19 protein-coding genes are annotated in these 20,024 nt (G+C 74.2%); 8 read left to right on the top strand and 11 right to left on the bottom strand.

Annotated features, from left to right (window positions below; all coding sequences use genetic code 11):
* Positions 1 to 3: 3 nt before the first annotated feature.
* Both F1D97_RS01805 and F1D97_RS01800 read left to right on the top strand, forming a co-directional pair.
* Positions 4 to 849 carry an ABC transporter permease gene (locus F1D97_RS01805; RefSeq protein ID WP_236122038.1) on the top strand — a complete coding sequence of 282 codons (846 nt, stop codon included), beginning with the start codon at positions 4 to 6 and terminating at the stop codon, positions 847 to 849.
* Entirely contained in the window at positions 846 to 1,991 is a 1,146-nt protein-coding gene (locus tag F1D97_RS01800; protein WP_236122037.1) for an ABC transporter ATP-binding protein, read from the top strand. The genes F1D97_RS01805 and F1D97_RS01800 overlap by 4 nt, the downstream gene beginning before the upstream one ends.
* Here the strand turns inward: F1D97_RS01800 and F1D97_RS01795 are convergent.
* The 5 genes from F1D97_RS01795 to F1D97_RS01775 form a co-directional block, all read right to left on the bottom strand.
* Positions 1,988 to 2,731, bottom strand: a complete 744-nt coding sequence (locus F1D97_RS01795; RefSeq protein ID WP_236122036.1) for a YqjF family protein — start codon at positions 2,729 to 2,731, stop codon at positions 1,988 to 1,990. The two genes, F1D97_RS01800 and F1D97_RS01795, sit on opposite strands and share 4 nt — an antisense overlap.
* Positions 2,732 to 2,773: 42 nt before the next feature.
* The gene (locus tag F1D97_RS01790) at positions 2,774 to 3,619 is read right to left on the bottom strand and encodes an SGNH/GDSL hydrolase family protein (RefSeq protein WP_236122035.1); all 846 of its coding nucleotides are present in this window, start codon (positions 3,617 to 3,619) and stop codon (positions 2,774 to 2,776) included.
* A 54-nt stretch (positions 3,620 to 3,673) separates the two neighbouring features.
* Positions 3,674 to 6,358, bottom strand: a complete 2,685-nt coding sequence (locus tag F1D97_RS01785) for a hypothetical protein (RefSeq protein WP_236122034.1) — start codon at positions 6,356 to 6,358, stop codon at positions 3,674 to 3,676.
* Positions 6,359 to 6,578: 220 nt separating this feature from the next.
* Positions 6,579 to 7,370 (bottom strand): TlpA family protein disulfide reductase, encoded by a 792-nt coding sequence (locus F1D97_RS01780; RefSeq protein WP_236122033.1) that lies wholly within the window; start codon positions 7,368 to 7,370, stop codon positions 6,579 to 6,581.
* 76 nt (positions 7,371 to 7,446) lie between these two features.
* Complete coding sequence (locus tag F1D97_RS01775; protein WP_236122032.1) at positions 7,447 to 8,040, bottom strand: TetR/AcrR family transcriptional regulator; 594 nt, start codon at positions 8,038 to 8,040, stop codon at positions 7,447 to 7,449.
* A 130-nt stretch (positions 8,041 to 8,170) separates the two neighbouring features.
* Between F1D97_RS01775 and F1D97_RS01770 the strand changes: the two genes are divergently transcribed.
* Together F1D97_RS01770 and F1D97_RS01765 are read left to right on the top strand one after the other, a co-directional pair.
* Positions 8,171 to 8,788, top strand: a complete 618-nt coding sequence (locus F1D97_RS01770) for a sugar O-acetyltransferase (protein ID WP_236122031.1) — start codon at positions 8,171 to 8,173, stop codon at positions 8,786 to 8,788.
* A gap of 58 nt (positions 8,789 to 8,846) precedes the next feature.
* The gene (locus F1D97_RS01765) at positions 8,847 to 9,626 is read left to right on the top strand and encodes a class I SAM-dependent methyltransferase (RefSeq protein ID WP_236122030.1); all 780 of its coding nucleotides are present in this window, start codon (positions 8,847 to 8,849) and stop codon (positions 9,624 to 9,626) included.
* Positions 9,627 to 9,630: 4 nt separating this feature from the next.
* On the opposite strand, the gene F1D97_RS01760 is transcribed toward F1D97_RS01765, so the two are convergent.
* Positions 9,631 to 10,212: a GNAT family N-acetyltransferase gene (locus F1D97_RS01760; protein WP_236122029.1), complete on the bottom strand. Its 582-nt coding sequence runs from the start codon at positions 10,210 to 10,212 to the stop codon at positions 9,631 to 9,633.
* A 137-nt stretch (positions 10,213 to 10,349) separates the two neighbouring features.
* On the opposite strand from F1D97_RS01760, the gene F1D97_RS01755 reads away from it, so the two are divergent.
* From F1D97_RS01755 to F1D97_RS01745, 3 genes are all read left to right on the top strand, one after another.
* A complete protein-coding gene (locus F1D97_RS01755) occupies positions 10,350 to 11,165 on the top strand; it encodes a Crp/Fnr family transcriptional regulator (protein WP_236122028.1) in 816 nt (271 codons plus the stop codon).
* Between the two features lie 125 nt (positions 11,166 to 11,290).
* Positions 11,291 to 11,530 (top strand): heavy-metal-associated domain-containing protein, encoded by a 240-nt coding sequence (locus F1D97_RS01750; protein WP_236122027.1) that lies wholly within the window; start codon positions 11,291 to 11,293, stop codon positions 11,528 to 11,530.
* 27 nt (positions 11,531 to 11,557) lie between these two features.
* Complete coding sequence (locus F1D97_RS01745; protein ID WP_236122026.1) at positions 11,558 to 13,474, top strand: heavy metal translocating P-type ATPase; 1,917 nt, start codon at positions 11,558 to 11,560, stop codon at positions 13,472 to 13,474.
* Between the two features lie 8 nt (positions 13,475 to 13,482).
* Here F1D97_RS01745 and F1D97_RS01740 read toward each other — a convergent pair whose 3' ends face one another.
* The 3 genes from F1D97_RS01740 to F1D97_RS01730 form a co-directional block, all read right to left on the bottom strand.
* Positions 13,483 to 14,046 (bottom strand): dihydrofolate reductase family protein, encoded by a 564-nt coding sequence (locus F1D97_RS01740; protein ID WP_236122025.1) that lies wholly within the window; start codon positions 14,044 to 14,046, stop codon positions 13,483 to 13,485.
* Between the two features lie 89 nt (positions 14,047 to 14,135).
* On the bottom strand, positions 14,136 to 15,554 hold the full coding sequence (locus tag F1D97_RS01735; protein ID WP_236122024.1) for a cellulose binding domain-containing protein: 1,419 nt from the start codon (positions 15,552 to 15,554) through the stop codon (positions 14,136 to 14,138).
* A 107-nt stretch (positions 15,555 to 15,661) separates the two neighbouring features.
* Positions 15,662 to 16,888: a cytochrome P450 gene (locus tag F1D97_RS01730; protein ID WP_236122023.1), complete on the bottom strand. Its 1,227-nt coding sequence runs from the start codon at positions 16,886 to 16,888 to the stop codon at positions 15,662 to 15,664.
* An 83-nt stretch (positions 16,889 to 16,971) separates the two neighbouring features.
* Between F1D97_RS01730 and F1D97_RS01725 the strand changes: the two genes are divergently transcribed.
* Entirely contained in the window at positions 16,972 to 17,592 is a 621-nt protein-coding gene (locus tag F1D97_RS01725) for a GNAT family N-acetyltransferase (RefSeq protein WP_236122022.1), read from the top strand.
* A gap of 11 nt (positions 17,593 to 17,603) precedes the next feature.
* On the opposite strand, the gene arr is transcribed toward F1D97_RS01725, so the two are convergent.
* Both arr and F1D97_RS01715 read right to left on the bottom strand, forming a co-directional pair.
* Complete coding sequence (arr, locus tag F1D97_RS01720; protein ID WP_236122021.1) at positions 17,604 to 18,032, bottom strand: NAD(+)--rifampin ADP-ribosyltransferase; 429 nt, start codon at positions 18,030 to 18,032, stop codon at positions 17,604 to 17,606.
* A 170-nt stretch (positions 18,033 to 18,202) separates the two neighbouring features.
* Complete coding sequence (locus F1D97_RS01715; RefSeq protein WP_236122020.1) at positions 18,203 to 19,903, bottom strand: glycoside hydrolase family 27 protein; 1,701 nt, start codon at positions 19,901 to 19,903, stop codon at positions 18,203 to 18,205.
* Positions 19,904 to 20,024 lie beyond the last annotated feature (121 nt).

The following is a 20,024-nucleotide window of genomic DNA, read 5'->3' as shown; positions in this document are numbered from 1 at the left end:
GGCATGGCGACGACGATGAGCGCGCGGGAGCGGGCGCGCCGCACGACGAGCGGCGGCGGACCGCGGTCCGCGCCCGCGCCGCTGCTGGTGCCCGCGCTCGTCGGGATCGCGTTCCTCGTCGTGCCGCTCGTCGCGCTGCTCGCGCGTGCGCCCTGGGGCGACGCGGGGGAGGTCCTGCGGGCGCCCGCGACCGGGGCGGCGCTGCGGCTGTCGCTGTGGACCTCGCTGACCGCGACGGCGATCAGCCTGGTGGTCGGCGTGCCGCTCGCGTGGCTGCTGGCGCGCACGCAGTTCCCCGGGCAGCGGCTCGTGCGCGCGCTGGTCACGCTGCCGCTGGTGCTGCCGCCCGTCGTCGGGGGTGTCGCGCTGCTGCTCGCGTTCGGGCGGCGCGGGATCGTCGGGCAGTACCTCGACCAGTGGTTCGGCGTCACCTTGCCGTTCACGCCCGCCGCCGTGGTGATCGCCGAGACCTTCGTCGCGATGCCGTTCCTCGTCGTGACCGTCGAGGGGGCGCTGCGCTCGGCGGACCGCGGGTTCGAGGAGGCCGCCGCGACGCTCGGTGCCACGAGGATGACGGTGTTCCGGCGCGTCACGCTCCCGCTCGTCGGGCCGTCGCTCGTCGCCGGCGCGGTGCTCTGCTGGGCGCGGGCGCTCGGCGAGTTCGGCGCGACCATCACGTTCGCGGGCAGCTTCCCCGGTCGCACGCAGACCATGCCGATCGCCGTCTACCAGGCGCTCGAGCGCGACCCGGACGCCGCGATCCTGCTCAGCCTCGTCCTGCTGCTCGTGTCCGTCGGGGTGCTCGTCGCGCTGCGCGACCGCTGGCTGCGCACCGGGGTGTCGTCGTGAGCCCGGCGGGCGCGGGCACGCTCGTCGGGACGCCGGACGGGCTCGTCGTCGACGCGCAGGTCACGCGCGGGGCGTTCACGCTCGACGTCGACGTGCGCGTCGCGCCCGGCGAGGTCGTCGCCGTGCTCGGGCCCAACGGTGCGGGCAAGTCGACGCTGCTCGGCGCGGTCGCCGGGCTCGTCCCCGTCACCGCGGGCCGGGTCCGGCTCGACGGACGGGTGCTCGACGACGCGACCGGCGGCACGTTCGTCGAGGCCGAGCACCGGCCCGTCGGGTTCGTGTTCCAGAGCTACCGGCTGTTCCCGCACCTCAGCGTGCTCGACAACGTCGCGTTCTCCCCGCGCGTGCGGGGTGCGAGCCGTGCGCGGTCCCGCGACGTCGCGCGCGGCTGGCTCGACCGGCTCGGCCTGACCGACCTGGCGTCCCGACGACCGGGCGACCTGTCCGGCGGGCAGGCGCAGCGCGTCGCGCTCGCGCGCGCGCTCGCGGGCGCGCCGGACCTGCTGCTGCTCGACGAGCCGCTGTCCGCGCTCGACGCCCGCACGCGCCTCGACGTCCAGTCCGAGCTCAAGCGCCACCTCGCCGGCTTCGCCGGTCCGTGCCTCGTCGTGACGCACGACCCGCTCGAGGCCCTGATGCTCGCCGACCGGCTGCTCGTCCTCGAGGGCGGGCGCGTGGTGCAGGCGGGGACGCCCGCGCAGGTCGCGCGGCGGCCCGCGACCGAGTACGTGGCGCGGCTCGTCGGCCTGAACCTGTACGCGGGCGTCGCGGACGGCGACGCGGTGCGCCTCGACGGGGGCGGCACGCTCGTCGTCCCCGACCACGGCGAGCGCGGCCCGGTGCTGGTGGCGCTGCGCCCGTCCGCGGTCGTCGTGAGCCCGCACCGGCCCGACGTCTCGAGCGTCCGCAACACGTGGCCCGCGACGGTCGTCGGACTGACGATGCTCACCGACCGCGTGCGACTCGACCTCGCGGGCGAGCCGTCCGCGCTCGTGGACGTCACGCCCGCGGCGGTCGCCGAGCTCGGGATCGCGCCCGGCGACCGGGTGTGGCTGTCGGCGAAGGCCACCGAGATCGAGGTGTACGCCCAGCCCGTGCGCGCCGGCCGCAGCTGCCCACGCGGGGCTCCGGGCCCCGGCTAGGGCCGGGTGGCGTCCACGGGTGGGCCGAACACCGTGCGGACGCCGCGGGAGAACAGCACCGAGTCGGGCGGGCGGGTCGAGACGCCCGGCAGGCCGCACGCGGCGAGCAGGTGGTCGTCGAGCGCCAGCACCTCCGCGGTGCGCAACGGCCAGGGCTCGTGACGGTTCGGGAGGTAGAGCGTGCGGCCGAAGGCGCGGGTGTGCAGCGCCCAGCGCGCGGTGAGGAAGTCGTTCAGCGGGTCGCCGGGCGGGAGCGGCTCGCCCGGCCGCACGGCGATGCGCGTCGTCGCGCCCCGCGGCCCGGGCCAGCGGCGCCGCGACGAGTAGGTGACGACCCCGTCGGCCTCGCGAACCCGCATCCGCGCCCACGTGTACGGCAGCGCGAGCGCCGCGCGCGAGCCCAGGACGAACGGCAGCCGGGCCGCCTCGAGCGTCAGGAACACGACCGCTCGCCGGCCCTGCGGGTCGACCGAGTAGAGGCGCACGTTCGTCTCGGGGAACGTCCCGAGCCACGGGATCCCCGGGCCGACCGCCGCGCCCGCGCCGACCATCCGGAACGGCACGAGCCCGACCCAGCTCGACCCGTCGTGCACGTCGGGCCGCGTGCCTGGCGGCAGGAGCGGCGCGACGACGTCCGGCGCGACGCGCCAGTGCAGGAACGTCAGGTCGCGCCACGACTGCCGCAGCACCGGCCGCCCGCGGAACGGGCGTGGGGTCGCGGTGATCGGCTCGGCGTCCATCCCGCCATCGTGCCCCGCCCCGCGGCTCCCGACGCGGCGTCCTCAGTGGTGGTGGTGGTGCCAGCAGCCGCGGTGGGGATGACGCAGCGCGGCGTGCACCGCGGCCGTGTAGGCGCGATACCCGTCGGCCGTCGGGTGGAACGCGCCAGGGTCCGTCGCGCCGAGGATCCACGCCCGGGGCGCGTTCGCGCCGTGACCGCGGAACTGCGCGCGGACGTCGACGAACTCGAACCCGGCGCGCTCGGCCGCGGCGGCGATCGTCTCGTCGAGCGCGTCCGCCGCGCCGTTGAGCGCGCGCTGCTCCGCGGGCGACGCGCCCAGGTACGCGCCGTGCTCGGGCGAGAACAGCCGCGGGTACCCGGTCACGACGACGCGCGCGTGCGGCGCGGCCCCGGCGACCTGCGCGTACAGCGAGTCGAGCAGCGCCGGGAGCTCATCCGCGATCCGGGACCCGACGAACGCGACTCCCGCCGTGCACTGCGCGTCGGTGCCGACGAGGCACGCGTTCACCGCGGTCGACCAGCTGACGTCGTTGCCGCCGACGGTCAGCGTGACCAGGTCCGTCTCCGCGTCCAGCGCCGCGAGCTGACCGCCCGCGACGAGCGTCAGCGTCGTGGCGCCCGCGCACGCGACGAAGTCGTCGAGCCGCAGCCGGTGGCGCCCGTCGAGCTGCACGGCGTAGGCGCTGGCCGACCGACCGCACTCCCCGTACGGCGGCACCCCGTACCCGGAGGCGTACGAGTCGCCGAGCGCGTCGTACACGACGGACGGCGGCGGGGCGGGCGGGGGTGGGGCGGCCGACGCCGTGCCCGCGGCCGACCCGACGAGGGCCAGCGCACCGATCGCCGCCAGGACCGCGGACCGCACCGTCCGCACCGTTCGCGTCATCTTCGCAACGTAGCCACCGTGCCCGGTTCGCGCAGATCGAGCGGCTGTCGGCGGTCAGGGCTCTGGCGCAGGGGACGAGGTGCTGACGGGCGAGCTGTCCGACGGTTGGGCGGGAGGGCTCGGGTCCTGGATGCCCTGGGGTGCGAGGATCCCGACGACCAACGCCGTCACCCCGGTGGCGAGCGCGGTCGTCGCCGCTGCCGCGACGGCGGCGACGAGCCCGGAGACCCACGCGACGATCGCCCGGACGTTGTGCACGGTGGTCACGTCGGAGAGCGAGCGCCCGGCGAGCCGCAGGATCTCCGCCTCGGTCGCGACACCCAGGATCAGGCAGACGATCAGCTGCTGGCTCGCGAGGTAGAGGAATGAGCGCCACGCCCCGGGCTCGGTCGACTGCAGCAGCAGGGTCACGGCGGAGGGTATGGCGACGGTGACGAACAGGGTGAGTGACTTCGTGACCCCGGTCCGGCCGCGGAGCAACGGGTACGCGAGGCCGAAGAGCAGTCCGAGCGCCGGCCACCGGATCGCGGTCAGCAACGCGGCCAGGACGGTCGTGAGCGGCCCGTAGCCGCGCGGACCCGCGAACTCCAGGAGCCCAGGGATCGACAGCGCGATCCACGGCAGCCCAGCGATGAGCGCGATCACCGTGGTGTGCCCGGCCCACCTCCATGGCGCGCGGGGGTAGGTCCCCAGCGCGGCGGTCTCGAGATCCAACCCGTTCGTCGGCGCGCCCTGACGCGCGGCGTCGGCGGACTCGACCACCGCACGGACCGCGGTCTGCCGTTCCGCCCACGTCTTGTCCCCGGACTCGACCTTGCTGTCGAAGCCACGGCGCAGCCGGGCGGCGACACGTTCCGCCTCGCGGACGGTGACGAGCCTGCTCGTGAGCTCCGGACGGACGCCCGCCTCGGGCACGGTCATGAGGCTGACGGTCGAGCTGCGGCGGCCGGGCAGGGTGAACCACCACAGCAGCGCGAGCGCGGTGCCGTAGGCGACCGGCAGGTAGGCGGTGAGCGCCGTCGACGAGAACAGGAGCAGCCCGCCGGTGGCGACGGCGAGGAGCCGGAGCCGTGGTCCCGACCTCGCGCTGCTCTTGCGGCCCAGGAGGTCCCGCGCCGCAGCCAGGACTCCGAGGGAAACGACGACCGGAAGCACCATGGCGAGCACACGCGTCACCGACCAGGCGTCGTCCCACCCGACGCCGCCCGACCGGTACGCGGTCGCAGCAGCGGGGAACGGCGTGGCCGCGACCACGACGATCACGGCGAGCACGGTCTTCGCCCGGCCGTGGTGCTTGAGCCGGCGCCCTGAGTAGAGGACCACCCCGATCCGAGCGACCGCGAAGAGCGCCACGAAGACGAGGGCGCCCACTGCCGCGTAGCGCACGGCCGTCGGTGTACCGCCGGTGAACGCCGTCCACGGCATGGTGACCGCGAGCAGCCCGAGCCACGCACCCACCGCCGCGCCCGGAAGCGCGGCGGCGCGCCCCAGGGCGGCCGCAGCCGCGCCTGCCATCGCCACCGGGATGACGATGCAGACAGTCACCACCGTCGGCATGGTCGACACGACTGTTTGCTCGAGGTAGTCGGGTGCGTGGTCGGAGAGAGCGGCCACCGCCCAGGCGGTCGCCAGGACGGCGACGCCGGTCGCAGCAAGCGCGGACCAGCCGGTCCGAGTGCTCGCCGCGCGCAGTGGTGCCGCCTGTCCTGGCTCGGACAACTGCCCCACGTAGATGGCCACGTGGTGCAGGCCGACGGCGGCGAGCACGAGCGCGGCGCCGTACCCGATCCCGTAGGAGAAGAACCACGGACCCGTCTCCGCGCCGGGAATGCGGGACTGCAGGAGCCGGAACAGCTCGGACAGGCTCCAGGTCGTGCTGGTCGCCACGGTCGCCGCAGCGGCGACGACGACACCGGCCGCTGCCGCGGCGTGCAGAGGGCCGGTGTGAGCTGATCTTCCGAGGCGAGGACGGGCGTAGGCGAACAACGCGAGGACGACGGCGAGGGGCGCGAGGGCGACGAGCCCGACCCACAGCGGCTGTACGGTCCACTGCAGCCACCTGGTCGCCGACCGCATGGGGGCGTCCTCCACGTCCGGCCCGACCTCGTGTGGCGCGACGAGCGTCACCGCGAAGAAGATGCGCCCGGCGCTGTCCAGCGTGACCCTGTGCGCGGCCTGCGTCGTCGGCCGGGCCCCCGTCACCTCCGTCACGAGCCAGCCGGCTCCGGTGCCGATCTCGAGGGCGATGTCGGCCGGGTACGGCCGCCCGCCCACGTCGCGGTCGTAGGTGACATCGACGGGCGCGCGCGGGCTCAGCCGCCATCGCCCGCGGACCTCGACGAGAGCGGGCGAGTCCGGGGCGTCCTGCCGGATGGTGGCGGGGCTGAGGCTCGGAGGAATCCCGTCGACGTACACCTGCCCGCCGATCCACGAGGCCACCGTGCCCGTCTCCACCGCAGGTCGGGTGCGGAACTGCGTCAGGATCTGCGACGCCGACGGGAGGGTGAGCCGGTAGACGACCGTCCACGCGCTGTCGGCGCAGGCGCCGCAGACCACGACCTCGCCCGACCCGAGGTGTTCGTTGCTCGCGTCGGCATTCAACGCGTCGAACCACTCCGAGTAGGAGAGGGTGCCGTCGGCGTCGGGGACGGCACCCGTACCTGAGACGAGGTCTTCCCAGCGGGGCTGCGTCAACGCGTGCACGGCGGAGCTTGCCAGCAGCGCTGTGCCGAGGAGCACCACGGCAACGAGTGCTCGGACGATCGACCGTACCCGCATGGCGGTCTCCCGTGCGGTCTGCGGAACGGGACTCACCGAATCGTGACAGAACGCATTATGCGCGTCAGATCGGGCAGCGATCCCGACCGCGGCAGATTTCGCCCGCGTTGTCGTGGTGCGTGCTGGTCACCGCCCGGAGCTAGGAGCGTCCTGACTGGACCTTTCGTCGGCGCCAGCGACGTCAGGATGCCACGACGATGCCCGCCGTCACCGCCAGGGCGAGGAACGTGAGGACTGCGGCGGCCGCAGGCCCACGACGGTCCACCGGCAGGCCGCGAAGGAGACCGGCGGTCCGCCCGAGCAACGCCAGGGGCGGGACCGCTCGCCACACGTCCCGCTCGGCTTTGTTGCCCGCGCGGCGGACGACCTCAGGCAGGTGCCCGACCGCCTTGAGCAGGGGACTGGTCGCACCGCCGCGGTGGCGCAGTGCTGCAGTCCCGTGCAGGACGTGCTCGAGTTCCGAGCGCAGCGCGGCCGCGTCGTTGGCCCAGTGGACGCGCGCGGTGATGGTCCCGTCGGGTCGCAGGACGTATGCCGAGTTGGGCTTGGGCCCGACCGCGCGATGGAGCGTGCCCGCCAGGTCGTCGACGGCGACCTCGAAGGGGACGCGCAGGTCGTCGCGCATGGTCGCCGCGTGCGCGGCCTTCTGCTCGTCCGTGCGCGGCTGCGGCAGGAGCTCGCCCGGGTGCGCCTCACGGGTCTGGACGAGCACGAAGCGGACCCGGTCGCCGTACTCGTCGTGCAGGTCCCGCAGGGGCGGCACCGCGCTGCGGGTCACGGGGCAGGTCTGCGAACCGAACACGAGCAGCACGGGACGGTGGCCGAGCGTGTCGCTGCGGAACCGGTCGCCGTCGAGAGTCGGCAGGTCGAACGCGGGGATGAGGTCGCCGGGTGCGGGGTCGGTGGGGAGGTAGCGCATGTCGGCGAGCACATCCCGCGTGCGGAGGTCGTCGAACAGGTACGTCGTGGCCACGAGGGGTCCCTTCGGTTGTGTTGACCGATCGGTCAAGTGAGTGGGCGTGAGTGAGTGCGGGCCGGGTGGCCCGCGTTCAGCGAGGGGAGGGCAGGAGCGTCCGGACCAGGGGGCGCAGCGGGTCGAGCGCGGCCGGGTCGTCCTCGGCCTTCGCCAGGACGCTGTAGCCCTGGATGCAGGCCACGACGGCGCGCGCGGCGGACGTCGCGTCGATCATCGGCTCGACGTCCCCTCGGGCCTGCGCCTCGCGGACGACGGAGGCGATCTGCTCGGTCCACGCCATGAGCACCTCGGTGATGCGGGCGCGCATGACCGGCTCGTGGGCCGAGAGCTCGGCCGCGAGGTTGCCCACCGGGCAGCCGGGGACCGCGCCCAGGTGGTCGCGCATGGTGCGCATCATCGACGCGTACCCGGCGAGGAACGCGTCCAGCCGGTCGAGCGGTGGCCCCTGGGTCCCGAGCGTCTCGTCGAGCAGCGCGCGCATCAGCTCCCAGTTGCGGTCGAGGACCGCGACCCCGAGCGCCTGCTTCGAGGGGAAGAAGTGGTACAGGCTGCCCTTGTTGACCCCGGCCGCGCGGCATACGTCGTCGACGCCGACGTCGGCGAACGTCGACGCGTGCACGAGGTCGCGTGCGGTGGTGAGCAGCCGCTCCCGGGTGTCCCTCGCCATGGCGCCACGCTAGAGGTGAGTTGACAGATCGGTCAAGAATGCGACCGGGACGCTCCCGGACCGAAGGTCGCGCTGGGCGGCGCAGGTGGGCTGGGAGACTGGCCGGGACGACGAGCGAGCGGGAGCGTGCATGGACCTGGACGTCGCGGCGGCCCTCGAGGACGCCCGCACCGAGTACGACAAGATGGTCGCGGGTGACTGGTACCGCTACCGCCACGGCCCCGAGCTCGCGGACCTGACCACCGCCACCCAGCGCACGTGCCGCCGGATCACGGCGCTGTACGACGAGGACCGCGAGGCCGCGCACGTGCTGTTCCGCGAGCTGCTCGGCACCGTCGGCGAGGGCGTGGACTTCCGCCCGCCGTTCTACCTGGACTACGGGCACCGCCTGCACGTCGGGGACCGGACGTTCATCAACGCGGACTTCCTCACGCTCGGCGGCGGGGAGATCCGCATCGGCGCCGACGTGCTGATCGGCCCGAGCGTGCGCCTCTACACCCCGACGCACGTGCTCGACCCCGAGCTGCGCCCGCAGGGCTGGGAGCGGGTCGACCCGATCCGCATCGAGGACGGCGTGTGGCTCGGCGGCAGCGTCGTCGTGTGCCCGGGCGTGACCATCGGGGCGCGCTCGGTCGTCGGCGCCGGGTCGGTCGTCACCAAGGACGTCCCGCCGGACGTCGTCGTCGCCGGCAACCCCGCGCGGGTGGTCCGCGCGCTCTCGTCGGACGAGGCCCGCCCGACCCCCTAGGAGCACGGCGTCCGAAATGACTGGCCCGCGCGCCGGTCGTCCGTGTGGGATCGACGGCATGGTGACCCGCGAGCGCCGGGCCGGTGACGTCGACTACGAGCGGCACGGCCGCCGGTACGCGACCGTGCGCCGGACCGACCCGCGGATCGAGGCCCGGGTCCACGCGGCGCTCGGGGACGCCCGCACGGTGCTGAACGTCGGAGCGGGCACCGGCTCCTACGAGCCTGCCGACCGGTACGTGCTCGCGGTCGAGCCGTCGGCGACGATGCGCGCGCAGCGCCCCGCCGGTGCGGCGCCGGCCCTCGACGCGACGGCAGAGCACCTGCCGTTCGACGACGACGCGTTCGACGCCGCGATGGCGATGGTGACGATCCACCAGTGGTCCGACGTCGAGCGTGGGCTGCGCGAGCTGCGGCGCGTCGCCCGTGGGCCCGTCGTCGTCCTCACGGTCGATGCGCCCGCGCTGCGGCGGTACTGGCTCGCGGAGTACTTCCCCGAGGTCGTCGCGCTGGACGAGGGGCGCTTCCCGACGATCGAGCAGGTCACCGGCGTGCTCGGCGACGAGGGTGGGCAGGTTCGCGTCGACGCCGTGCCCATCCCGCTCGACTGCGTCGACGGGTTCGGTGAGGCGTTCTACGGCCGCCCCGAGGCGTTCCTGCGCCCGGAGGTGCGTGCGGCCACGTCGGGCTTCGGGCTCACCGACCCGGTTGCCGTGCGCCGCGGGCTCGACCGGCTCGCGGACGACCTCGCGAGCGGGGCGTGGGACCGGGCGCACGGGCACCTGCGCGCGCAGGCCGAGTACGTGGGCACGATGCGCCTCGTCGTCGCGACCCCCTGACCGCTCAGTCGCCCGCGCGGCCCCACTCGGTGTCGAGCACCGCGTACAGATAGGCGTCGTGCCACACCGGGTGCCCGGCGTCGTCGGTCGAGAACGACGCGGCCTGCCGCAGACGGCCCTCGCGGCGCAGCCCGAGGCGTTCGAGCAGCCGCCAGGACGCCTCGTTGCGCGGGTCGCAGTGCGCGCACACCCGGTGCGCGCCCCACAGCAGGAAGCACACGTCCAGGAGGGCGCGGCACGCCTCGGTCGCGTACCCCTGGTGCCAGTGGTCGGGGTGGAACACGTAGCCGAGGGTGTGGCCGCGCCACTCGCGCGGGTCGTCGTGGTGCAGGTAGACGATCCCGACGAGCGTGCCCTCGTCCCGCAGGCACACCGCCCAGAACGACGGGTCCTGCGCGCGCGCCGCGGCGAGCTCGTCGCACCGCGCGCGCGTCTCCACGCCGTACGGCTCGAACTCCACGGCCTCGGGCCGGGACAGGATCGCGTACAGACGCGCGCCGTCGTCGGGCGTGAACCGCCGCAGGAGCAGCCGGTCGGTGCCGACCGTCGTGGTGGACGGGGATCCGGCGAGGTCCGCGGACGTCATCACCGCAGCGTCGCGCGCGCACCCGCCCGTGCGCCTCGGACCTTCGTCCGCTGTCCGGAGGCGTCGCGGGAGCGATGGTGGAGGTGGACGCCCGGACTCCCCGGACGGCGCGGACATCCTGAGGCGGAGGAGGAGCCGTGACCACTGCCTCGCTCGCCGGCGGCACGACGCCCGCCGACGACAGCCGCGCCGACGCCCCGGCCGCCCGACGCCGGGTGCCGCTGCGTGCCACGTGCGCCGAACCGCACGCCTGCCCCGCGCCCGTGCGGATGCGCGTGCTGTCGCAGGTGCCGCTGTTCGCAGGCCTGTCCGACGACGAGCTGCGGAGCATCGACGAGCACGTCGTCGCGCTGTCCTGGGCGCAGGACGACCCGCTCTACCTCGCCGGCGAGCCGGCGGAGCACCTCTACGTGCTCGCCGCGGGCCGCGCGAAGGCGTCCCACCCGACCGCCGGAGGCAAGGAGGTCGTCGTCGACGTCCTCGCGCCCGGCGACCTGTTCGGCGGTCTGCAGTCCCTGGGCCGCTCGACGTACGCCGAGACGGTGCGCGCCATGACGACGACGTGCGCGCTGCGGCTCGACGCCGCCGCGTTCCGCGACATCCTCGTGCGGCACCCGCAGGTCGCGCTGCGCGCGCTCGACGACACGGCGGCGCAGCTCGCGCAGGCGCGGGCCGGGCTGACGGCGCAGTCCACCGACACCGTCGCGCAGCGCGTCGCGAGCACGCTCCTGCGCCTCGCGGACCGGTTCGGCCAGGAGCGCGCCGGCGGCGGCAGCCTCATCCAGGTCCCGCTCACGCGGCACGACCTGGCGGGCATGACGGGCTCCACGCCCGAGTCGGTCTCGCGCGTCATGAGCCGGCTGCGCAAGGACGGCGTCATCGACTCCGGTCGCCGCTGGACCTCGGTCCTGGACCGCGACCGCCTCACCGCCGTCGCCTCGTCCGGCGCGTGACGCAGGGCCGTCGTCGGCCGGTGCGCGGTTGATTGATGCGCGTCATCGTCCGGTGCCGAGCGCCTTCCTAACGTCGAGGTCAGCACCCCGTCCGGGGTGCGACTCGAGGAAGGACCACCGGAGCCATGAGCACCGACGCTGTCACCACCACCCGCACGACCCTGCGCGCGGAGGGGTTCACCTGCCCCTCGTGCGTGGCGAAGATCGAGAAGCGGCTCGGCGCGCTGCCGGGCGTGAGCGAGGTCGTCGTGCACTTCGCCTCCGCGCGCATCGAGGTCACCCACGACGCGGACGTCGTCGGCGTCGAGGACCTCGTCGCGGCCGTCGCCAAGGCCGGGTACGTCGCCCGCCCGTCGGCGTTCTGACGCGGCCCGCGAGAGTCGGGAGACGTCATGAGCACGCTGCAGCGGCCGGCGGGCCGCCGGTGGGTCGTGCCCGTCGTGTCGGGAGCGCTGATCGTCGCGGCGTTCGCGGCCGACGAGCTGTTCGGCGCAGGGCGGGTGCGGGACGGTCTGATGGTCGCGGCGGCCGCGGTCGCCGGGGCCGGGATCGTCGTGCAGGCCCTGCGCGCGTTGCAGGCCAAGGTCGTCGGGATCGACCTGCTCGTGTCGGTCGCGGCGCTCGGTGCCGTCGTGATCGGCAGCTACTGGGAGGCCGCCGCGGTGACGTTCCTGTTCGCCGTGGGGCACGCGCTGGAGTCGGCCACGCTGACGCGGACCCGCTCGGCGTTGGCCGAGCTCGTCGCCGTGGCGCCCGACGTCGCGGTCGTCCTGCGCGACGACGAGCAGGTCGAGGTCCCGGCCGCGGCGGTGGCCGTGGGCGAGCTCGTCGTCGTGAAGAACGGCGCGAAGGTGCCCGTCGACGGGACGGTCGTGGCGGGCACGGGCGCGCTCGACGAGGCGTCCGTCACCGGGGAGTCGATCCCGGTGGAGAAGACGCCCGGCGACCGGGTGTTCGCCGGCACGGTGTCGCGCGGCGGGCTGCTGCAGGTGCGGGCCACGGGCGTCGGGTCCGACACGACGTTGGCGCGCATCATCCACCGCGTCGAGGAGGCGCAGGACGCCAAGGCCCGCACCCAGGCGTACATGGACCGGTTCTCCGCCTGGTACACCCCGGCGATCGTCGCGCTGGCCGTCGTCGGCGGGATCGTCACGGGCGACGTCACCCTGGCGCTGACGCTGCTGGTCATCGGCTGCCCGGGCGCCCTCGTCATCTCCGTCCCCGTCGCCGTGGTGGCCGGGATCGGGCGGGCCGCCAAGGACGGCATCCTCGTCAAGGGCGGGGAGTACCTCGAGCGGTCGGCCGCGGTCGACGCGGTGGCGCTCGACAAGACCGGCACCCTGACCGTGGGGCGGCCGCGGCTGACCGACGTCGTCGTCCTGCACCCCGCGGCGGACCGCACCGACGTGCTGAGGTGGGCGGCGCGGGCCGAGGCCGGCTCCGAGCACCCGCTGGCCCGGCCGGTCGTCGAGGCCGCCGCGGCCGAGGGGGTGCGCGTGAGCGGGCTGCCCGAGGACGCCCAACCGGTCCCCGGCCAGGGGATCGTCGCGACCGTCGACGGGCGCCGGGTCCTCGTGGGCAGTCCCGCGTTGCTCGCGCAGCACGGGCGTCCCGACGACGAGCGCGCGGCGGCCGAGGTGCGGCGGCTGTCCGCGGCGGGCCGGACCGCGATGCTCGTCGCGGTGGACGACGACGTCGTCGGGGTGCTCGCGGTCGCCGACGAGGTCCGCGCCGACGCGGCCGTGACGGTGCGCGACCTGCACGCGGCCGGGATCCACCGCGTCGTCATGCTCACCGGCGACGCGCCCCTCGTCGCCCACGCGGTCGCGCAGGCGACGGGCGTCGACGAGGTGCACGCCGGCCTGCTGCCCGAGGAGAAGCTCGAGGCCGTCGCCGAGCTCCAGCGTCAGGGGCACGTCGTCGCGATGGTCGGCGACGGCGTGAACGACGCGCCCGCCCTGGCGACCGCCGACGTCGGCGTCGCGATGGGGGCTGCGGGCTCGGCCGTCGCGGTCGAGACCGCGGACCTCGCGCTCATGGGCGAACGCCTGCGCACGCTTCCCGAGGCGTTCGCGCTCGCCCGGCGGACCGTGCGCGTCATGCGCCAGAACATCACTCTCGCGCTGCTCACGGTCGCGGCCCTGCTGGCCGGTGTGCTGGCGGGCGGCGTGACCATGACGGTCGGGATGCTCGTGCACGAGGCGTCCGTGCTGATCGTCATCCTCAACGCCATGCGTCTGCTGCGCCGCGCGCGCCGCCCCATGCCCGTGGCCGAGCCGGATCGCGAGCCGGTCGGGTCCCCCGTGTAGGGGCCGCGTCAGGAGCGGCGGACCGCGTGCCGGACGGCGACCACGCCGTTGTCGAAGCGGCGCAGGTCCAGCAGCTCCAGGTCGAGGTGCACGCCCAGCGGCAGCGCGGGCTTGCCGCCGCCCACCGCCACCGGGCACACGAGCAGCACGCACTCGTCGACCAGCCCGTGCCGGAACGCCTCGGCGCCGATGATCGCGCCGCCGATGCTCAGGTCCGCCGCCGACTCCTCCTTGAGCCGCCGGACCGCCTCCGGGTCGAACGTCCGCTCGATCCGGGTGCGGGCCGTCGGGGCGGACTCCAGCGTCGTCGAGTACACGACCTTGTCCGCGTCACGCCAGATCTGCGCGTACTCCTGGACCACCGCCGGCTCGTCGGCCAGCCAGTCGTCGTCCTCCCAGACGCGCATCGTCTCGTACATGCGACGGCCGTAGAGGGACGTGCCGATGCCGCGCTCGTGGTCGTTCCAGAACTGGTGCACGGCCTCGTCGGGAACCGACCAGTCGAACGCTCCCGTCGCGTCCTCCAGGTACCCGTCGAGGGAGACGTTCGCCGCGTAGATCAGCTTGCCCATGGGTGCCTCCCGGTCGCCGTGCCTGCCAGTCTGGCACCGGCGCCCCCGCCCGCCCCACTGACACGGGGGATCGCTCAGGCGTCAGGAAGTCATGAGGTGCAGGTCAGAGCAGGAGCGCCGGGATTCCCGGTGCCGATGAACCCGAAGGACGTCGAGCCGCCCGCGGCGACGGCGCCGTTGTAGGGGGCGTTGCGGACCGTCACGGTCGAGCCGGACGCCGACGAGACGCCGTTCCACACCGTCGCCAGCGACGTGCCGGACAGCGTGACGGTCCACGACGAGAGCGCGGACGAGCCGGCCTTGACGGTGACCTCCCCCTGGAAGCCACCGGGCCAGGTGCTCACGGCCGTGAACGTCGCGGTGCAGACGGCGCCGTCACCCGTCGGGTCGTCGGTGGGCTCGTCGGTCGGGTCGTCCGTCGGGTCGTCGGTGGGCTCGTCGGTCGGGTCGTCCGTCGGGTCGTCGGTGGGCTCGTCCGTCGGGTCGTCCGTGGGGTCCTCGGTGGGCTCGTCCGTCGGGTCCTCGGTCGGGTCGTCCGTCGGCTCCTCGGTCGGGTCCGTGCCGCCCGTCGTCGTGTACGAGACGACCGTGCGGGGCGCCGAGCACTTGCCGCCGCAGCTCGTCGGCAGGGAGAACGAGTACTCGCGGCCGCCGAACAGGTACTCGTCGTCCACGTCCTTGACGCGGATCTTGTAGTCGGTGCCGCCCGCGGTCGTCGGCTTGAGCAGGAACGACTGGCCCATGTCGACGTTCATCGGGGTCGGCACCCACGCGCCGTCCGCGAAGTGCTCGATGCCGTGGATGCCGTTCGGCAGGTGGTTGATCGAGACGCCGGCCCACCACTTCTCCGAGCCCTGGATGAAGCCGATCTCGATGTCGCCGGAGTAGTTCGGCGCCTCGATGAACTCCCAGGTCACGTGGCGGTTGCCCCAGTGCGCGGGCTCCAGGTCACCGACCGGAGCGCCGTTCTTGACGAACGTGTTGATCGACGCGTGCGCGAGGTCCAGGTGGTACGGGTCGTCGCGGCACCACGCGTTCGGGTCGCCGCACGAGTCCGCGACGAGCATGTCCAGCGTCGCGCCGTTGTACTTGTCCTCGACCCACTGGCCGCCCCGGCAGAACGCCTGCCCTGCGGCGCCGTCGTTGATGCCCGTGCAGTAGTCGTCGATCGAGACCCGCACCCAGCGCCCGCAGTTGCGGCCGTTGTCGAACAGGCCGACCTTCGGGTCGTCCGCCGCCATGGGCCGCGGGTACATCGTGTAGTCGCCGGGGGTGTCGTAGACGTTCAGCGCGATCCAGTTCTGCGTCTCGAGCTGGTCCTGCGGCAGCCCGCACCCGCCGTACGGCGAGCCGAGGTTGTCGAACCACGTGGCGTTGCCCGTCACCGGCTCGGTCTCGCCTCCCGGGGGCACAGCCTGCGCCTGCGACTGGACCGCGACGAGCGCGGTTCCCGCCAGCAGCACCGCGAGCACGCGGCTCCACGTCCGGACGATGCCCTGCCTGGTCATGACGATCCCTTCCCGGTGGACGACGGTCAGGGCGAGCGTGCACCCGCCCGCCGGACGCCGGGGGTGGAAGTCGCGTTCCGCTCCAGGTCTGAATCGATTGCGCGGTCTCAGCGCAGGACGAGCGGGGCGGACGCCCAGCCACCCGCCGGGGGACGCTCGCGCTCGCGGGCTCGCGCGGGGTCAGGCTCGACGGCGGTCGTCGCGGCGAGGACCGCGCGGGTGAGGGCGCGCAGCTCGAGCGTCGCGAGCGGCCGTCCGGGGCAGACGTGCTTGCCGATGCCCCAGACCAGGTTGTACGGCGCGTGCGCGTCGGGGTCGAACCCGTCCGGGTCGCCGAAGACGCGCGGGTCGCGGTTCGCCGCGGTCCAGTGGACGAGCACCTGGTCGCCGGCCGCGACCTCCCGCCCGCCGATGGTGACGGACTGCGTGGCGATGCGGCGGTTGGAGACGAACGGGTCGTCGATGCGCAGGATCTCGTCGAGCACGCGGTCCAGCTCGCGGTCCGGCACGCCGGCGCGCAGGTGCGCCTGCAGGTCCGGGTGGTCGGCCAGGTAGGTGAGGACCACGCCGACGCACAGCGCCATCGACGCGAGGTCGCCGCCGGTCCAGTTGCGCAGGATCGAGACGACCTCCTCGTCGGTGAGGGGCCGTCCGTCGACGCGGTCGCGCACGAGCTCGGTCGTCACGTCGTCGGGCGCCTCGTCGCCGCGCCGCGCGGCCGTCAGCGCCGTGATGATGCGCGTGAAGTGCGCGGCGACGGCCGCGGTGCGGGCCCGGTCGCGCGAGCGCGTGGCCGCGCGGTTCTCCGCGACCCACGCGAGCAGCTCCTCCTCCAGGTCCGCCGGCCACCCCAGCCACGCGCTCTGCGCACGCACCGCGAACCGCGCGCCGAGCGCCACCGCGTCGACGGGTCCGGGCACGTCGAGCGTCCCGACGAGCTCGTCCGCGACCTGCACGACGACCGGCTCGACCGCCGCCATGCGCTCGGGCGTGAAGTAGCGGTCGACGACCGCCCGGAACGTGGTGTGCTCCGCACCGTCCAGCCCGTTCGGCACCTGCAGGTGCCGGGAGACCGCGTTCGAGAAGGTGCTGTGGTCCAGCGCGGTCCCCGTCACGTCGGCGTGCGAGAACAGCGTCCACGCGCCGTCGGGGCCGTGCGCCACGGGGCAGTGGGTGCGCAGCGCGTCGTACGCGGCGAGAGGGTCGCGGCGCACCCGCGGGCCGCGTGGGTTCCAGTCGGCGCGCGGCGTGCGCCCCTCGTCGTCGTGCGGTGCGCGGCCCGTGCCGAGGTGGTCGTCGGGCGAGAGCTCGTCGCTCGCCGTGTGGTCGGTCATCGCTCCATCCTGCCCCTCCGTGCGCCGTCCGACGTCACGGGCCCGCACTGGTCTCATCCGCCCGGACCTGGCAGGTTCGTCCTGTGCCTCTCCTCGCCGCGCCCGTCGTCCCTGCCGGTCGTTGGGGCTCCCGCGACCAGCCCAGCCTCGTCGCCGACGGCCTCGTGCTGCGCCCGTGGCATCCCGACGACGCCGCTGCGGTGTGCGCCGCGTACACCGACGACGCGATCCGCGTGTGGCACGCGCGCACGATGTCCGACGAGGACGAGGCACGCTCCTGGATCGAGGGGAAGAAGGCCGCGTGGCGCGACGAACGCGCTGCGGAGTGGGCGGTCACGGCGCCGCGCGGGGAGCCGGCTGGGCCGGAGCACTCCGTGGCGTCGTCGTCGGACGTCCTGGTGGGGCGCGTCGCGCTCACACACCTCGACCTGCACGAGGGGTTCGCCGCCATGGCGTACTGGGTGGTCCCGGAGGCACGCGGGCGCCGCGTCGCGGTGCGCGCCGGTACGGAGGCGCTGCGCTGGGCGTTCGAGGACCTCGGCCTGCACCGTGTCGAGGTCGAGCACTCGACGCGCAACGCCGCGTCCTGCCGGGTGGCGCAGCTGCTCGGCTGCCGTCCGGAGGGTGTGCGCCGCGGCCACGCGCTGCACGCGGACGGGCACCACGACATGCACCTGCACGCCCGCCTGCGCACCGACACCTGACGGGGCGGCGCTCAGTCCTCGACGGCCTCCACGCCGTCGCGCGCGAGCTGCTCGACGTGCGCGCGCATGGCCGTCACCTGCTCGGCCGGGTGGCCCACCCAGTCCTCGATCTCGCCCACCACCCGGACCGGCTCGCGGGTCCGGAACGAGCGGGTCGGGTTCCCGGGGAAGCGCTGGTCGGTGACGTTCGGGTCGTCCTCCAGGTCGCCCGTCGGCTCGACCACGTAGATCCGCCCGCGCCCCTCGCCCGCCGCCAGCTCGGCGCCCCACGTCGCGGCGTCGAGCGTCTGGGAGACGTAGACGAAACGCGCGTCGCGGCCTGAGCCGTAGTTCGACCGCCGTCCGGCGACGAGCACGTCGCCGACCTTCAGGTCCGCCTTGGTGCCGTGCAGGTAGGCGCCGGACGGGTGCACCTCGAACGGCACGGGGACGTCAGCCACGGGTTCCTCCGTTCCTCGACGTCCACCTTGCCCGACTCCGACGCGCGCGACGAGCGGGCGCCCGGCGGAGGGATGGGCCCCGCGCCCACCCCTCCGCCAGGCGGCTCACCGGTCCGCGTGACGGACGGAACCGGTGAGCCTCGGCAGGCCCCCGCTGAACCTGCCCGCTCCTACCGGCGCGTCCAGACCTGGTTGGCCGCGCCCGTGCACGTCCACAGCAGCACGGCGGTGTTGTTCGCCGTGAGGTTGCGGTCGACGTCCAGGCACAGGCCCGACCGAACGCCGCGGATCGTGCCGTTGCCCAGCTGTGTCCACTGCTGGTTGGTGCCGCCGTTGCAGTCCCAGAGCTGCACGCGCGTGCCCGCCGTGGCGCTCGGCGGTGCGTCGAGGCACTTGCCGAGCGCGCGCAGCGTGCCGTCGCTTCCGGCGGTCCACCGCTGGTTGGCGTTCGAGTGGCAGTCCCAGATCACCAGGCCGGTGCCGTTTGTCGAGTTGCTGTTCGGCACGTCGAGGCAGCGTCCCGACGACGCGCTGGCGAGCCGGAACTCGCCCGGGTCCGGCGTGGGCGTCGGGGTGGGGTCCGGCGTGGAGCCGTCGCTGGTCCGGACGCGGAACAGCGCGACGCCGTGCTGCGGCACCTGTGCGGAGAGCTGGCTCGTCGTCGTGCCCGTCGCGCCCGTCCACACCTCGCGGTACTGGTACGTGCCGTTGCCGAGCCCGACCTGGTTCAGCGTCGTCGAGATCTGCCGGGTGCCGTTGCCGCGGTTGAGGAGCGCGACGGCCACCGAGCCGTCCGCCAGGGGCTTCGCCCACACCTCGGCGTCGCCGTCGTCGCGCACGCGGGCGGCCTGCCGGACCAGCGGGTCCTGGTCGATCTCGAGGACGTCGCGGTTGGTGAGGATCGACCGCACGTCGGAGCTCATGTTCCGGATGTCGTTGCCCGCGACGAGCGGGGCGCTGAGCATCGCCCACATGCTCATGTGCGCGCGGTTCTCGGTGGCGCTGAGCGCGTTGCGGACGCCGACCATCAGCATGTCGGGGTCGTTGTACTGGCCGGGCCGGGTCCACTCGCGCATGGGCTCGACGATGTCGAGCGCCTCGGTGATCCCGACGAAGCAGTCGGCCCACGGTGAGCAGCCCGTCGACCAGGACGCGGACAGGTCCTCGGACGTGCGCCACATGTCGGCGAACGCGCCCCAGCCCGAGTACGTCGGGGCGGTGTTGGAGTGCGCGCTGTTCGGGTTGATCGAGTAGACGATCGGCCGGCCGGTGGCCTTGAGCGCGTCGCCGAACCGCTTGAAGACCTGCGCCTGCTCCTGCACGTTGCCGCGCGGGTCGCACCAGTCGTGCTTGACGTAGTCCACGCCCCAGGACGCGAACAGGTTCGCGTCCTGCTGCTCACGCCCGTACGACGACGTGCCAGGCAGGTTCGCGAAGTACTGGTTGCAGGTCTTCTCGCGGGGCGCGTGGTAGATCCCGAACTTCAGGCCCTTGCTGTGGATGTAGTCGCCGAGCGCCTTCATCCCCGACGGGAACCGGTCCGTGCGGGCGCGCAGGTTGCCGTTGCCGTCGCGCGTGTCCTGCATCCAGCAGTCGTCGACGACGACGTACCGGTAGCCGGCCGCCGCCATGCCCGAGCTCACCATCGCGTCGGCCGTCTGGCGGATCATCTGCTCGTCGATGTTGCAGTAGAACGTGTTCCAGCTGTTCCAGCCCAGCGGCGGCAGCGGCGCCGGCTCGTCGACCGTGGGCGCGGCCGCCTGGGCCAGGGGGACGGCGGCGTGCGCGCCCGCGCCGAGCGCGAGGCCGGACGCCACCAGAGCGGCCGTGGCCAGTACGGCGCACCAGCGACGACGACGTGTCGTTCTCATGAGCACTCCCTTGTGCGGTCGATGTCGCGGCCGTGCTGCCACGACGCTGCGGTGCAGGCGCTCCGCCCGGTCGGAGACTGCATGAGAGCGCTCACATCGACGCTCGCCATCGTGGCGCGCG

It is taken from the genome of Cellulomonas palmilytica (assembly GCF_021590045.1).
GTDB classification, from domain to species: Bacteria; Actinomycetota; Actinomycetes; order Actinomycetales; family Cellulomonadaceae; genus Cellulomonas; species Cellulomonas palmilytica.
Note: the sequence above shows the minus strand (reverse complement) of the source record. Positions and strands in the feature narration are given on the sequence as shown.

Coding starts and splice junctions, on each gene's coding strand:
- F1D97_RS01805 (WP_236122038.1), top strand. CDS start 4: ATGGCGACGACGATGAGCGCGCGGGAGCGGGCGCGCCGCACGACGAGC.
- F1D97_RS01795 (WP_236122036.1), bottom strand. CDS start 2,731: ATGGACGCCGAGCCGATCACCGCGACCCCACGCCCGTTCCGCGGGCGG.
- F1D97_RS01790 (WP_236122035.1), bottom strand. CDS start 3,619: ATGACGCGAACGGTGCGGACGGTGCGGTCCGCGGTCCTGGCGGCGATC.
- F1D97_RS01775 (WP_236122032.1), bottom strand. CDS start 8,040: ATGGCGAGGGACACCCGGGAGCGGCTGCTCACCACCGCACGCGACCTC.
- F1D97_RS01770 (WP_236122031.1), top strand. CDS start 8,171: ATGGACCTGGACGTCGCGGCGGCCCTCGAGGACGCCCGCACCGAGTAC.
- F1D97_RS01765 (WP_236122030.1), top strand. CDS start 8,847: ATGGTGACCCGCGAGCGCCGGGCCGGTGACGTCGACTACGAGCGGCAC.
- F1D97_RS01760 (WP_236122029.1), bottom strand. CDS start 10,212: ATGACGTCCGCGGACCTCGCCGGATCCCCGTCCACCACGACGGTCGGC.
- F1D97_RS01750 (WP_236122027.1), top strand. CDS start 11,291: ATGAGCACCGACGCTGTCACCACCACCCGCACGACCCTGCGCGCGGAG.
- F1D97_RS01745 (WP_236122026.1), top strand. CDS start 11,558: ATGAGCACGCTGCAGCGGCCGGCGGGCCGCCGGTGGGTCGTGCCCGTC.
- F1D97_RS01740 (WP_236122025.1), bottom strand. CDS start 14,046: ATGGGCAAGCTGATCTACGCGGCGAACGTCTCCCTCGACGGGTACCTG.
- F1D97_RS01735 (WP_236122024.1), bottom strand. CDS start 15,554: ATGACCAGGCAGGGCATCGTCCGGACGTGGAGCCGCGTGCTCGCGGTG.
- F1D97_RS01730 (WP_236122023.1), bottom strand. CDS start 16,888: ATGACCGACCACACGGCGAGCGACGAGCTCTCGCCCGACGACCACCTC.
- F1D97_RS01715 (WP_236122020.1), bottom strand. CDS start 19,903: ATGAGAACGACACGTCGTCGTCGCTGGTGCGCCGTACTGGCCACGGCC.